Origin of the sequence: Paenibacillus provencensis, from assembly GCF_042678545.1 — a bacterium.
GTDB lineage: Bacteria > Bacillota > Bacilli > Paenibacillales > Paenibacillaceae > Paenibacillus > Paenibacillus provencensis.
In genome coordinates this window covers 575,678-589,088 of sequence record NZ_JBHTKX010000001.1, presented here as the reverse complement: position 1 = coordinate 589,088, position 13,411 = coordinate 575,678, and the positions used below count along the sequence as shown (strand labels likewise).

The window sequence follows — 13,411 nt, the reverse complement described above, 5'->3', positions numbered from 1 at the left end:
AATTCCAGATCCATGCACTAATTCCATATCATTTCCTTATTCGCTGAATTGTACATCGATAAGCTCATTACTGTTCGAATTAAATTTTACGATAACCGTAACTGGAAACTTTGTGCCGTCCTTTTTTACTATTAAACGGAACCTTTCTTCCGCCATTTGGTCAGTCAGTACCGTGCGCCCTAGATGCTGATATTCGGTAATCGAAGCATTATAATGCTTCTTTGCCTCCAGAACGGCTATGTTACCCCACTTCGCGTACTCAGGTACGGATGCTTCTGCGGTTGAGGGACTGATCATAACGTCCGAATAGGCAGTAAACAGACTTATAATCAAGTTCACCGTTACCATGCAGGAAAAGATCATTTTCATACTATATAACCCCTTTGTCAGCTTAATCAGATTATCTGGAAATAATCTACTTATTGTTCTGCAAGGATGAAGATATTATGCCTTATTGATTACAGTGATTAGTTGATTATCGCTTTAGAGGAAATTCCTATATAATAGACTTGATGGTATTAGAAATTCGGAAATTTCATTAAGGACGTGACCTTCCCATGGAACTTCGACAATTACAATACGCCTTGCAAATCGCATCCGAAAAAAACTTCTCAAGAGCGGCTGAGAAGCTGCATATTGCCCAGCCTTCACTTAGTCAGCAGCTGTCTAAGCTGGAGAAGGAGCTTGGCGTACTCTTATTTCAGCGCAATACAAGCTCGGTGGAGCTGACGCATGCGGGAGCTTCTTTTGTATCCAAGGCAAGCGATATTTTAGATGCTGTGGAGCTGCTCAAACAAGAGATGGCTGACATTTCCCAAGTTAGAAAAGGCAAAGTCATCTTTGGCAGCATGCCGATTACAGGGTCTCATCTATTACCTTATGTTCTCCCGGCTTTTCGCGAGAGTTATCCGGATATTGAAATTACGCTGCTGGAGGACTCTTCCATGAATCTGGAAAAATTAACGGCGATCGGCAAAACCGATCTTAGCCTCCTGTCTCTCCCGCTTCAGGAGCCCTCCCTCTCTTATGTGGAAATCGCGGAAGAACAGATTGACCTTGCCGTTCCGAAGGATCATCCGCTTGCACGTAAATGGAAGGAACATCCTGACTTAACGGTCGACATCGCGGAGCTCATAGATGAATCGTTCATTGTACTTAAGAAAGGACAAGGCTTTCGCAAGCTGACCTTTGATCTGTGTCAGCAAGCGGGCTTTGAACCCAAAGTCGTGTTCGAGAGCAATAATATGGAAACTGTTAAATCACTGGTCGCTACCGGAATGGGCATTACGCTCGTCCCTCGCTTTATCGCAAGAGCGCCCCGAAGTGAATTTGTTCCAGTCTATCTCCCTCTAACCGCACCAGCACCAAGCCGTACACTCGTTATTGCTTATCGACAAGGCCGCTACTTATCAGGTGCTGCAGAAGCGTTCATTCAGACTTTTAAGGAGACAATGCAGGAGCTGTTGGACTAACGCTCCGTACTTTAAGATGATGTGATATGAAATTGCAGCATGAAATCAGCACAGGCGGCCCGGGATACATTCCCGAGCCGCCTGTCTATTTTGTTACAGCATATTTACTTACTAAGGACGAAGAGCGTCAATCATCATTTGTAGGTTTGAAATCTTTTACCGGAATCCAATCAGTTTGATTGATTCGAATCCGGCGGTTCAAAGTATTCACGGGGGTGATAAATCTCCCTCACGGCTCTCTAAGAAAGGCCTGTGCCTATCATCTCTTACGAATTTGTGAACCTGTCGCCTGAGTTTGTCTTCCAGATGGTTAGCCTTGCGGTAATCCATGGTGATCATCCTCCTTTGGTGACGGGATACTATTCATTAACCTCTCCCTAGGAAACGAAACAGCTTCAATCAAACTTTTTTATACAAAATCCTCATTTTAGAAATAGAGTTCTGGTCTTCTATCCTCAAATACGGGAATGCGTTCTCTCACTTCGTCTACCATAGCCGGATCTATGCTTCCCACCAAAATCTCTTCATCCTCATTTCCTTCAATAACAATTTCTCCCCACGGGTCAATAATCATAGAATGGCCGAAAAAGGAAGTGCTGCCGCTTGATCCAACCCGGTTGCAGGAAATAACATACATCTGGTTTTCGATAGCTCTCGCCATAAGCAGAGTCCGCCAGTGATGCAGTCTTGGCTGAGGCCACTCAGCCGGTACAAACAGCATTTTCGCCCCTTTAAGAGCGAGCGACCTTATAAGTTCAGGAAAACGAATATCGTAGCAGATCGATGCTCCGCAGGACCATTTTTCATCTAAGGTAAAGGTAACGTGTTCATCTCCTGCAGCAAGATACTTCTCCTCATCCATTAGTCGGAACAAATGAAGCTTTGCATAACGTGCAATCTGTTCTCCATTCTTGTCAAACACGTACATGGTGTTATATATATTCCCATCCTTTTTCTCCGCAATGGAGCCTGCGACAATGTTCACTTTGTAGCTTGCAGCATATTCGCTAAGCCATTTACGTTCGATTCGTCCCTCATCATCGACGATTTCACGAATTTCGGTCAAGGCATAGCCGGTATTCCACATTTCAGGCAGAAGGATAACATTCACATCAGGTTGCTTTTGCATCGTTTCATGAATCAGATGCTGCATTCGTTCCCGATTAGCTGAGGTATCTCCGATCGTAATATCACACTGCAGCAATGCCAGTTTTATTTTGTCATCCTGCTGTGCGGTCTGTGCTGTTTCTGTATCCAAACTTAGAATATTCATCTTGCACCCCTTCCCAGCTCCCTGAAAACTCTTCGTGTACCGGAGTGATGAAATGAATTCTGCCCAAGAATCCTTCACTGCCTCAGCATTTCATTCATTTCATATCGAGCCTCAAGGGTAATGAAGAACTTGCCTACTCAATTTTTTGCTGCGCTCGTTCAAAAAGTCAACCAAGAAATTTCTGCAGGACACGATATCATTAATTCAGATTTTTTTTGCATCATGTAAGGTTCCATGGTATTCTATCATTAATTTATATTGCGAAAACGTGTTGACAGGGACCAGTAAGAAAAACGAATTTCGTGAATGCAGAGAGTAAATTCCAGTAGGCTGAGAGAATTTACCACGGATTTTTCTGAAACCTACCCCTTGAGCGGCCTCATTATACAGGACGTTGCCTTAACGTTATAAGGTCTAAGAGTCGGATGATACCCTCATCAATAAAGGTGGTACCGCGGAAGAATAAACTTTCGTCCTTTGCTAAGCAGCCAAGGATGGGAGTTTTTTTTATAATACAGAAAGGATGTTGATGCTTCTTGTCATCTAGAATTGTCGTCAAGATCGGCAGCAGCTCACTCACCACCGAGTCCGGATCACTGAATCACAAGGCCGTGTCATTTTACGCTTCCGAAATCGCGGCTCTTCATCAAGCCGGGCATGAAGTTTTGCTTGTCACCTCCGGCGCGGTTGCTGCAGGATTTGGACATATCGGATATGAGAGCCGACCTAAGCTGCTTCATGAGAAACAAGCCGCGGCCGCTGTCGGTCAGGCACTGCTTATGCAGGCATATCAACAGGCTTTTGCGCATCACCACATCAAAACGGCACAGATTTTGCTTACACGTACTGATTTTACGAATCGAAAACGAATGGGTAATGCCGGAATGACGATAGATGAGCTTCTCAAACAGAACGTGATTCCGGTTATTAATGAGAATGATACCGTGTCCGTCGACGAGCTCAAATTCGGGGATAATGACATGCTGTCTGCCCTGGTTGCGGGCCTAACCAAAGCCAAGAAACTGATCATATTAACCGATACGGACGGATTGTACACAGCAGATCCAAGATATCAAGCTGATGCGAAGCGCTACGATCGCATTGATGAAATAACTGCTGAAATTTACGAAATGGCCGGAGGAAGCGGCTCTGTGGTAGGCACTGGCGGTATGCGTTCCAAAGTGGATGCAGCCAAAGTCGCTACCCGGGGCGGTGTCCCTGTATTCGTAGGACGCGTAAGCGAGCCCGGCGATCTTCTCGCCGCTACAGCGGCCCATGGCAAGGGTACTTATTTTGACACGCGCCTGAACTCACTTTCTCGAAAAAAACAATGGCTTGGGTTCATTTCCTCACCATTAGGATCAATTCACGTCGACCAAGGTGCTGAAGAAGCTCTCATCTATGGCGGACACAGTCTGCTTCCGGTGGGTGTCAGACGGGTCGAAGGACAATTTCATGCAGGTGATGTTATCGAGGTCGTTAATCTCCAAGGTTCGCTGATTGGACGTGGTATCGTCAATTATGATGCGGAACAGCTGCGGAGCATCCTCGGGCTGCCAAGTCCTGATGTGCTTAAAAAACTGGAGGGAACTCTTCACAGGCTTGAGGTCGTTCATAGAGATGAGTGGATTACTTTGAAGTGACCGTACTGCTTAGGTACTAATATCTACAAAATGATTATATTCATTTAATACAGTTAGGAGTGTAAATGTGATGAGTGAAGTAAATGATAAAGCAAGACTTGCCAAAGAAGCTTCTCTGGTGCTTGGCCGCTTGAGCTCAGACAAGAAGAACGCCGCTCTGTCGGTGATGGCCGATGCTTTGATTGCTGAAAAGGCATCCATAATAGAAGCGAATGCAGAAGATCTTGAACGAGGCAGACAGAACGGAACTGCTGTACCGATGCTGGATCGGCTCTCCCTCACAGATGAGCGCATCGAAGGAATTGCATCAGGACTGCGTCAAATCATTGATTTGCCAGATCCGATAGGTGACGTTCTGGAAGTCATCAAACGGCCTAACGGGCTTCGCATTGAGAAGGAACGTGTTCCTCTGGGACTCATCGGCATCATCTATGAAGCCCGTCCCAACGTGACGGTTGACGCTGTCGGTTTATCGCTCAAGACGGGAAATGCTGTTCTGCTGCGCGGCGGCTCCTCTGCCTTGTCATCCAATAAGCAGATCATCAAAGTGCTTAAGCAAGCCTTGGTTAAAACAGATCTGCCTTCTGATGCAATACAGTTAATTGAGGATGCGAATCGATCTTCCGTGGATGAGATGTTGAAATGTAATAAATATCTTGATGTCATCATTCCAAGAGGTGGAGCCTCCTTAATACAAAGTGTCGTGCAGAATTCGACAGTTCCTGTCATCGAAACCGGTGCTGGTATTTGCCACACCTATATCGATGCTGCAGCTGATCCAGAAATGGCATTGCAAATTGCACTTAACGCAAAAGTTCAGCGGCCCTCTGTGTGCAACGCTATGGAGACACTGTTGATTCATAGCGATTATGGTAATAACTCTATCATAGAGCTTGCGGAGCGATTCAAAAACGCCTCTGTCGAGCTCCGAGGCTGTGAATCTTTCGTTAAAATGGTGCCTTGGGCAGTAGCTGCAACCGAGGAGGACTATGCTACCGAGTATAACGACTATATCTTAAATGTTCGAATCGTCGATCATATGGAAGAGGCGATTCATCATATCCGAAAATATGGGACGATGCACTCCGAATGCATTGTGACTAGTGATCCTGATGCAGCAGCTAGGTTCATGCAGGAAGTGGATGCCGCTGCAGTGTACCATAACGCCTCCACTCGTTTTACAGATGGGTTCGAATTTGGCTTTGGTGCAGAAATCGGCATCAGTACTCAGAAGCTGCATGCACGAGGTCCAATGGGTCTTCCGGCACTGACATCTACGAAATATCGAATCTACGGTTCCGGGCAAATCAAACATTAAACATAAGGGATTCAGATGAAATGGATACCCACTAGATACGGCAGCTAGAACACTTGCCCAAAATATCGAATTTATGCTGGAGGAATTAATATGAGTGGAACCCAATCTTTGATCAATCGTAAGATTACTTTTTTTGGTGCAGGAGCTATGGCTGAAGCCATAGCAAGAGGTCTCATCGCGCGAAAAGTGGTCTCTCCTGAGAAAATAACGATGTTCAATCGCAGCAACCAAGACAGACTTGTGGAGCTGCATCGTAAATATAACGTCACAACGGCGGAAGATGCCGCAAGCAAAGAAACTGCGCTTACACAAGCTGATCTAATCATCTTGTCCATGAAGCCTAAGGATGCGGCTGAATCGCTTCGATATTTGGGACCTTTGCTATCGAATAAACAGGTTGTTGTTTCTGTAATAGCCGGGCTTACCATAGAAACAATTCAGAACCTGCTTGGACGTACAGCAGCAGTCGTTCGTACGATGCCCAATACATCCAGTTCCATCGGACTCGGTGCTACAGGGATTGCCTTCTCTCCTGAAGTTACGGAGGAGGATCGCCAAATTGTAAACACTGTATTTGAAGCGATCGGAACGATTACCTTAATTGAAGAAGAACACTTTGAAACCTTAACCGGAATTTCGGGCAGCGGCCCAGCCTATATCTACTATATGATGGAGGCGATGGTGGAAGCAGGCGTAAAGGGCGGCCTGACAGCAGAACAAGCGCATGACCTCACGGTTCAGACCGTGCTTGGAGCGGCTCGCATGGTACAGCAGACAGGCGAGGCACCTGCTACACTGCGGAGGAATGTGACATCACCTAATGGTTCGACCCAGGCTGCCATTGAAGTTCTGGCAAAGGGTCATTTTAGTGAAACGGTTATTGCAGCAGTCCATCGATGTGCAGACCGTTCACGTGAAATGGGAGAAGAATTGAAGGAAGCCGCAAGGTAAGATGCAGAATAAATAAACAGATCATCTTCATGAATCATTACTTGAAGGCTACCCCTTTTCTGGCCTGAATAAATGGAAGACCGGAGGAAGCATCACCATAACACAAGGTGATATTTCCTCCGGTCTTTTTTATTTCTCTCTTATTTGCGATCATCAGAGAATGGCGATGCTTCCAGATCACGTTCCAAATCTCTAAGCAGCTGTTCCCCATCATACTCTCTTCTGCTTGGCTTAAACAACAGCTTTATACCTCCTCCAATCAGCAGCAAGGAGACGATAATCGTGTTCATATGCGACTGGATACGATCAATGTAAAATCCAAACTGATCTCCGAACTCAGGAACGACAAGCCGAATTAGTATATAGTAGACACCCAGGAACAAGAGTGCGATCCCGATCCATCTCTGATACCTGGTCCAGCTCTCAATAACCGGTTTATCATACAGAGGCTCTCTTCCGTACTTGCTCGATTGCTGAAGTCCATCAAAAAAGCTATAGAACCATATGATTGGGATGAGAAAGAGAAACAAGGACAAACCTAGTAAGTCTAAAACATAGATGCTTCCCAGGAAGATCAGCATCAGCTGCAGTCCTCTTTTTTGCAGTCCAAGATACATATGCCCTGCTCCTGGAAATGCTGCCAGCAGATTTGCAATGACTTTGCTCTTCTTACCTGTGCTTCTGCCATGTTCAAGCTGTTCAAACAACGTCTTATCCTCCAGAATCTCACCGGCCTGCTTCCGGTTCACATGCTGGACCGCATCAAACATACAGTACAGCCACATGATCGGCAGCAGCAGCAGGAAGAGAAGAAAGATTTCCTGTCTCGTAATAGCAGTGACAAAAAACAGCATAATTCCTAGTCCAAAGAACCCGATGAGGAAGGATAACCCCCTCTGCAGCAGACCGAGATGCAAATGACCTAAGCCTGGAACAAAGGATAGGAGAATGGTGTAGAACCGCTCACTTTCCTTGCCGCGTCCCCTTCCTTGATCCGGGTATACATATCCTTCACGCGGCGGAAATCCGTATGGTGCTGAGGCTTCCGGATCTTCTGGATTATGAAATGGAAGATCTGGTTCACCTTGTGCTCCTGCATGTCCGTAGAACATTTTCTCATGCGGGATATGCCCCTGGTATCCAGGATAATGAGCATAATGCGCCGACGGGTCCGGCTCTCGGATGAGCTTGATGACAAGATCAAACATACTAATTAACCATATCATCGCTGCTGCAAAAATAAAGAAGAAAGAAATCCCCTCTTCACCCCCAACGAGCGAAAGAAAACCGATCCCTAACAGCCCGAAAAATATAAATCCATAAATAAATCCCTTCACCCGGCTTCTGTAGTAGTAATACCCCAAGCCAGGTACCATGTTAAGCAGAAAAGCCAGCAGCTTGCTGCGATCTTGCTGCACATCCTTCATTCCTTTCACATCTAATTTTTGTATGGGTCAGGTTTAATTTCATCAAGCCAATGGGTTGCTTTCTTCACCATTTGTTCGCTGTATGGCGGTTTAACGCTTGAATCTACGTTTAGCTGTCCGGGTAACAATCGGTCAAATATGCCTGTAGATAAGAACAGCATCGTAATGGAGGCGGCAAGGGTATAATGGACCAGCTTGTTATTCAACCATTTTCTAAACTGGATGGTTTTGCGACTAGAACTTGTTTGTACTTTCTTGTACTCACGCTCAATATGACTCATCACTTGCTTCTCAAAAACTTCTGCATCATGAAGCCTTGCGTCTGAGATTTGTTCAAGGACTGCCATATAAGCCTCAAGAGCTTCACTATCCTCAAGCAGCCGTTTGTCCATGGCTTCACGCTCGTAGTCCGGCAATTCGCCTTGAATATATCGTTTCCAGTCCTGATGTTCTTGTTTATTCACGCCATGATCCCTCCTTCCAATGCGATCTAATCCACTGACGTGCCCGATACAGTCTGGATTCTACTGTTTTTATTGCGATTTGTGATTCTTCTGCAATTTGTTCATAATTTTTTTCTTTCAGATAGAAATCAACAATAATATCACGATGCTGAGGCGGAAGAGAAGATATCTTATGAAGAAGAGTTTCTCTTCTCTCCTTCTTTAACAGCTGATGTATAATATCTGCCTGGTGATCAATAATTTGACCAACCTCATTCTCACGGACGATCACTTCCGCCTCCCTACGATTCAATTTTCTTTTTGCATCAATTGCCTTATGTAGAGCAATGCGGGTGATCCATGTCTTGAATCCTTCTGATCGGTACTGGGGGAGAGATTTAAAGACTTGAATAAACGCTTCTTGTGCTGCGTCCTCCGCATCCTGTGCCTGGTGAAGCACGGAGTAAGTTACCTGATATACATGCCTGCCATAGCGGTCAATAATTTCGCGAAACTTGGCATGGTCGCCCTTCAATATTTGATCGATCAAACTTGCTTCATCAATGGCTTCTCTCCTCCTTCCCCACTTTAATAGACGACCGCTATTTATTTAACCCTGCATGTATTAAGAAAAATGATTTATACCATTTATTTCTCTATGGTTGTTATTCTGAAGTATTGCAACAAAAATAGACACCCCTCAAAATAAGGAATGCCTATCTCTATAAACAACTTGATTAACGGCCTCCATTGCGGAAACGAGCTGCATAAGCCTTAACATCCTGTGGAGTTCTAACCCGGTTGCGGCTCCATTCAAGCAATATACGGTCGATATACGTAAAGTGGACTTTGCCGGCAAACACCGCTTCTTTTAACGCCAGCAGAATTAATTCATCAGGATAACGATCTTGATCCAACCAGCTGGAAATCCGTTCAAGCTCCATTGGAGATAAGGGTCTACCGAATTCCTTCTCAAAAATACGGAAGATGTTCTTCTCCTCATGTTCTTCAGCAGACGGATTCAAGGCATTCTCCATAGAGCGGCTGCGAACAGATGACTTCGGAAGAGCAGCTGTTCGATCATCTGACAAACACTGAGCCAATATGGTATATAATCCAATCAGATTATATCGTTCATACTGAATGTCTTGCACCGCATCCATGCCCTCATCAATCCGGATAAATCCTTCCTTCATGAGCCGCTGAAGCCGTTTAGCTACTTCATCGGGCATGATGCCCATTCGATCGGCCAGCTCTTGAAGTGTTGGAAATTCATTTCCTTCCACCTGCTGAAATCCAAGCAAATGCTGTATAAGCAGCATTTCTCCTTCTGATAATCCCAGTCGGGCATGATAACGAAGCAGTGCATAGGGAAGCTGGACGCTTCCCATTGCCATGCCGTAAGCGACACCGTCCGCCCAAGTTCCTACGCTAGGTTCGCTCATTCACATTCCTCCTGGACTTAAGGGTATAGACGATACAGCATCCGTGGGAACGGAATCGTTTCACGAACATGATCAAGTCCGCAAATCCAAGCTACCGTCCGCTCAAGTCCAAGACCGAATCCGGAGTGAGGCACTGAGCCGTACGTGCGAAGATCCAAGTACCACTGATAGGCTTCCCGGGAGAGATTATGCTCCTCAAAGCGCTCTTCCATCAGCTTCGGATCATCAATCCGCTGGGAGCCCCCAATGATCTCTCCATAACCTTCAGGAGCAATCATATCGGCGCATAGAACAACCTCAGGCCGATTTGGATCTGGCTTCATATAGAATGCTTTGATTCCAGCCGGATAATGCGTAATAAATACAGGCTTGTCATACTTCTCTGCAATCGCAGTCTCATGCGGTGCACCAAAGTCTTCACCCCAAGGAATATCAAAGCCTTCTCCTTGAAGGAAATGAATTGCATCATCATATGTGATCCGCGGGAATGGAGCTGTAACATTCTCCAGCTTGGAAACATCACGTCCAATACTTTCCAGCTCTGTACGGCAGTTCTTCACTACGGACTGAACTACATGGGAAATGAATTGCTCCTGGATACGCAAACTTTCTTCATGATCTACGAAGGCCATCTCCGGTTCAATCATCCAAAATTCAATCAAATGACGGCGTGTCTTGGATTTCTCTGCACGGAATGTCGGTCCGAAGGAATACACTTTACCAAGCGCCATCGCTGCAGCTTCCATGTAGAGCTGACCGCTCTGCGTTAAATATGCATCCTCATCGAAATATTTGATATGAAATAGATTCGTTGTTCCTTCTGCAGAAGAAGGCGTCAGAATCGGAGGATCGACGATCGTAAATCCGTTCGTATCAAAATACTCCTGAACCGCACGAATGATCTCCGCACGGATAATCATAATCGCACGCTGCTTGGAAGAACGAAGCCACAGATGGCGATGATCCATAAGGAAGTCAACCCCATGCTCTTTTGGAGTAATCGGATAGTTCTCCGTTAGATGAATGATTTCAATATCCGTCACGGTCATCTCATATCCGGATTGACTTCGTGGCTCCTCGCGAATCACACCTGTTACATATAGTGAGCTTTCCTGAGTCAGGCTCTTCGCGTTATTCCAGATTTCCTCAGAAACTTCGCTTTTTACGACAACCCCTTGGATATAGCCCGTACCGTCCCGAAGTTGCAAAAACTGTATTTTGCCGCTGGAGCGCTTATTGTTAATCCAAGCACCGATCGTTACCGCTTCTCCAACGTGCTGACTGACATGGCGAATGTCGCTCTTTGTGCTCATGTCTTATCTCTCCCCGTTCTATTAAAATTCTAATTTCGATGTTACTTGGAAGCTTCTACAATACGATTCGTGTCGCGAGCAATAACAAGCTCTTCATTCGTCGGAATGATCAAGACTTCGACTTTGGAATTCGCAGTAGAAATACGGCGAGGCTCTCCAGAACGAATCTTGTTCAGCTCCTCGTCAAGCTCTACACCCAGATAAGTCAATTGCTCCAGAACTCTTTGACGAAGGATTACAGAGTTCTCTCCAACCCCTGCTGTGAAGACAATAACATCTACTCCATTCATTGCCGCAGCATAGGAACCGATGTATTTGCGGAGACGATATTCATACATGTTGAATGCAAGTGTAGAATTCGGATCTCCGTTCTCCATACCCTCTGTAATTTCACGCATGTCACTGCTGATTCCAGAGATGGCAAGCAGTCCGCTATGCTTGTTAAGCATCGAATTCACTTCGTTCAGCGTCAAATCCTCTTTGTTCATAACATATGGAACTATCGCAGGGTCAAGATCTCCACTGCGCGTACCCATCATAAGCCCTTCCAATGGGGTCATTCCCATTGATGTATCGACAGACACGCCATTTTGAACTGCTGTAAGACTTCCCCCGTTACCTACATGGCAGGTAATGATCTTCATGTCTTCGATCGGACGCTCCAAGAATTCTGCAGCGATTTGGCTAACATAGTAATGGGACGTACCATGTGCTCCGTAACGACGAACCTTGTACTTGTTATACAGTACACGTGGAATCGCATATAGATACGCAGATTCTGGCATGGTTTGATGGAATGCTGTATCAAATACGACCACTTGCGGTACACCAGGCATATTAGATTCAGCGGCATTGATACCCATGATCGCAGCCGGATTGTGAAGCGGTGCCAGATCAATCAATTGACGGATTTTAGCTTTGACTTCATCTGTTACGAGGGCAGACTCATTAAAGAATTCGCCGCCATGTACAACACGATGTCCAACAGCTTGAATCTCTTCAATTGAAGACAATACTCCATGCTCAGCATGTACGAGCTTGTCCAATACTTTGCGGATCGCTGTCGTATGTTCAAGAATCTCGCTTACTTCGGTCACTTCTTCTTTGCCTGTCGGCTTATGTGTAAGGATGGAAGAATCCATACCGATCCGCTCAACCAAACCTTTTGCAAGAACAGACTCGTCAGTCATGTCATACACTTGATACTTCAGGGAAGAACTTCCCGCATTAATAACTAGTACTTTCATATCCGGTCACCATCCTTGTCGTACTTGAAGAAGCCTTCGCCCGTCTTAACACCCAGTTGCCCAGCGCGAACCATTTTCTTAAGTATAGTGGAAGGTCTGTATTTCAGTTCACCAAATTCACGGAACATGCTGTCAAGGGCTGCATGAACGGAATCGAGGCCAAAGCGGTCAGCCATTTCAAATGGACCGTGTTGGAATTTGTATCCAATCCGAACTGCTTGATCGATATCCTCAGCCGATGCCACTCCTTCTTCAAGCAGATGAAGAGCTTCATTGATATGAAGGCAAATAAGGCGGGAAGTAACAAATCCAGGGGACTCATAAACCATGACGCCTTTCTTCTCCAATACTTCCTCAGCAAAATTCTTCGTGAATTCAAACGTATTATCTGATGTTTTAAGACCACGGATGATTTCAACAACGTCAATACTCGATACCGGATAAATCCAGTGCAAGCCGATTACGCGTTCAGGATGATTTGTAGCACTCGCAAGCTCAGTCAAGCTCAGCGTAGAAGTATTACTTGTCAGAATAATATCTTCTGACACAATCTCCTCAAGTTGTTTGAACAATTTGACCTTCGCTTCCAGATCCTCAGTAATGGTCTCTATAATCAAATCACAAGCAGACAGATCACTAAGATTCGCTCTATGAATTCTAGATAAGATCAATTTCTTCTCTGCTTGGGTAATCGCCCACTTCTCCAGCTTTTTATCTAACCCTGTCTCGATCATTCCGATGGAATAATCAAGCTTATTCGGGGAAAGCTCTACCAGCAGAACGTCGAGGCCTTTAGCTGCCAGCATTTCGGCAATACTTTGACCCATCGTACCTCCGCCGATAACTCCTATCTTTTTAAACAACATGGTTACTGCTCCA

Annotated in this window: 14 protein-coding genes; 5 read left to right on the top strand and 9 right to left on the bottom strand. The window is 45.4% G+C overall.

What is annotated here, in order from left to right; genetic code table 11:
* Window positions 1-36: 36 nt before the first annotated feature.
* Window positions 37-369, bottom strand: coding sequence for a DUF3889 domain-containing protein (locus tag ACFQ3J_RS02970; RefSeq protein WP_251581080.1), 333 nt, complete (start codon window positions 367-369; stop codon window positions 37-39).
* A 188-nt stretch (window positions 370-557) separates the two neighbouring features.
* Here ACFQ3J_RS02970 and ACFQ3J_RS02965 point away from each other — a divergent pair, with 188 nt between their 5' ends.
* Together ACFQ3J_RS02965 and ACFQ3J_RS02960 are read left to right on the top strand one after the other, a co-directional pair.
* The gene (locus ACFQ3J_RS02965) at window positions 558-1,472 is read left to right on the top strand and encodes a LysR family transcriptional regulator (RefSeq protein ID WP_251581078.1); all 915 of its coding nucleotides are present in this window, start codon (window positions 558-560) and stop codon (window positions 1,470-1,472) included.
* Window positions 1,473-1,498: 26 nt separating this feature from the next.
* On the top strand, window positions 1,499-1,651 hold the full coding sequence (locus ACFQ3J_RS02960; RefSeq protein WP_251581077.1) for a hypothetical protein: 153 nt from the start codon (window positions 1,499-1,501) through the stop codon (window positions 1,649-1,651).
* A gap of 248 nt (window positions 1,652-1,899) precedes the next feature.
* Here the strand turns inward: ACFQ3J_RS02960 and ACFQ3J_RS02955 are convergent, their stop codons facing one another.
* Complete coding sequence (locus ACFQ3J_RS02955; protein WP_091157970.1) at window positions 1,900-2,745, bottom strand: carbon-nitrogen family hydrolase; 846 nt, start codon at window positions 2,743-2,745, stop codon at window positions 1,900-1,902.
* Window positions 2,746-3,281: 536 nt separating this feature from the next.
* On the opposite strand from ACFQ3J_RS02955, the gene proB reads away from it, so the two are divergent.
* The 3 genes from proB to proC all read left to right on the top strand — a co-directional run bounded on the left by proB (window position 3,282) and on the right by proC (window position 6,657).
* The gene (proB, locus tag ACFQ3J_RS02950) at window positions 3,282-4,388 is read left to right on the top strand and encodes a glutamate 5-kinase (protein ID WP_251581076.1); all 1,107 of its coding nucleotides are present in this window, start codon (window positions 3,282-3,284) and stop codon (window positions 4,386-4,388) included.
* Between the two features lie 70 nt (window positions 4,389-4,458).
* Entirely contained in the window at window positions 4,459-5,706 is a 1,248-nt protein-coding gene (locus ACFQ3J_RS02945) for a glutamate-5-semialdehyde dehydrogenase (RefSeq protein WP_251581075.1), read from the top strand.
* A gap of 90 nt (window positions 5,707-5,796) precedes the next feature.
* Window positions 5,797-6,657, top strand: a complete 861-nt coding sequence (gene proC / locus ACFQ3J_RS02940; RefSeq protein ID WP_251581074.1) for a pyrroline-5-carboxylate reductase — start codon at window positions 5,797-5,799, stop codon at window positions 6,655-6,657.
* A 140-nt stretch (window positions 6,658-6,797) separates the two neighbouring features.
* Here proC and ACFQ3J_RS02935 read toward each other — a convergent pair whose 3' ends face one another.
* The 7 genes from ACFQ3J_RS02935 to ACFQ3J_RS02905 form a co-directional block, all read right to left on the bottom strand.
* A complete protein-coding gene (locus ACFQ3J_RS02935; RefSeq protein ID WP_244533213.1) occupies window positions 6,798-8,075 on the bottom strand; it encodes a multi-tm2 domain protein in 1,278 nt (425 codons plus the stop codon).
* A gap of 20 nt (window positions 8,076-8,095) precedes the next feature.
* The gene (locus ACFQ3J_RS02930; protein WP_251581073.1) at window positions 8,096-8,548 is read right to left on the bottom strand and encodes a hypothetical protein; all 453 of its coding nucleotides are present in this window, start codon (window positions 8,546-8,548) and stop codon (window positions 8,096-8,098) included.
* Entirely contained in the window at window positions 8,541-9,077 is a 537-nt protein-coding gene (locus ACFQ3J_RS02925; RefSeq protein WP_251581072.1) for an RNA polymerase sigma factor, read from the bottom strand. The genes ACFQ3J_RS02930 and ACFQ3J_RS02925 overlap by 8 nt, the downstream gene beginning before the upstream one ends.
* A 187-nt stretch (window positions 9,078-9,264) precedes the next feature.
* Window positions 9,265-9,972 carry a DnaD domain-containing protein gene (locus ACFQ3J_RS02920; RefSeq protein WP_091157978.1) on the bottom strand — a complete coding sequence of 236 codons (708 nt, stop codon included), beginning with the start codon at window positions 9,970-9,972 and terminating at the stop codon, window positions 9,265-9,267.
* Between the two features lie 17 nt (window positions 9,973-9,989).
* Window positions 9,990-11,285, bottom strand: coding sequence for an asparagine--tRNA ligase (gene asnS / locus ACFQ3J_RS02915; RefSeq protein WP_091157980.1), 1,296 nt, complete (start codon window positions 11,283-11,285; stop codon window positions 9,990-9,992).
* A gap of 41 nt (window positions 11,286-11,326) precedes the next feature.
* Window positions 11,327-12,532 carry an acetate/propionate family kinase gene (locus tag ACFQ3J_RS02910; protein ID WP_091157981.1) on the bottom strand — a complete coding sequence of 402 codons (1,206 nt, stop codon included), beginning with the start codon at window positions 12,530-12,532 and terminating at the stop codon, window positions 11,327-11,329.
* The gene (locus ACFQ3J_RS02905) at window positions 12,529-13,398 is read right to left on the bottom strand and encodes a 3-hydroxyacyl-CoA dehydrogenase family protein (RefSeq protein WP_251581070.1); all 870 of its coding nucleotides are present in this window, start codon (window positions 13,396-13,398) and stop codon (window positions 12,529-12,531) included. The genes ACFQ3J_RS02910 and ACFQ3J_RS02905 overlap by 4 nt, the downstream gene beginning before the upstream one ends.
* Window positions 13,399-13,411 lie beyond the last annotated feature (13 nt).

Bases quoted from the DNA above. Each gene is read 5' to 3' on its own strand.
- ACFQ3J_RS02970 (WP_251581080.1), bottom strand. From the start codon at position 369: ATGAAAATGATCTTTTCCTGCATGGTAACGGTGAACTTGATTATAAGT.
- ACFQ3J_RS02965 (WP_251581078.1), top strand. From the start codon at position 558: ATGGAACTTCGACAATTACAATACGCCTTGCAAATCGCATCCGAAAAA.
- ACFQ3J_RS02960 (WP_251581077.1), top strand. From the start codon at position 1,499: ATGAAATTGCAGCATGAAATCAGCACAGGCGGCCCGGGATACATTCCC.
- ACFQ3J_RS02955 (WP_091157970.1), bottom strand. From the start codon at position 2,745: ATGAATATTCTAAGTTTGGATACAGAAACAGCACAGACCGCACAGCAG.
- ACFQ3J_RS02945 (WP_251581075.1), top strand. From the start codon at position 4,459: ATGAGTGAAGTAAATGATAAAGCAAGACTTGCCAAAGAAGCTTCTCTG.
- proC (WP_251581074.1), top strand. From the start codon at position 5,797: ATGAGTGGAACCCAATCTTTGATCAATCGTAAGATTACTTTTTTTGGT.
- ACFQ3J_RS02920 (WP_091157978.1), bottom strand. From the start codon at position 9,972: ATGAGCGAACCTAGCGTAGGAACTTGGGCGGACGGTGTCGCTTACGGC.
- asnS (WP_091157980.1), bottom strand. From the start codon at position 11,285: ATGAGCACAAAGAGCGACATTCGCCATGTCAGTCAGCACGTTGGAGAA.
- ACFQ3J_RS02910 (WP_091157981.1), bottom strand. From the start codon at position 12,532: ATGAAAGTACTAGTTATTAATGCGGGAAGTTCTTCCCTGAAGTATCAA.
- ACFQ3J_RS02905 (WP_251581070.1), bottom strand. From the start codon at position 13,398: ATGTTGTTTAAAAAGATAGGAGTTATCGGCGGAGGTACGATGGGTCAA.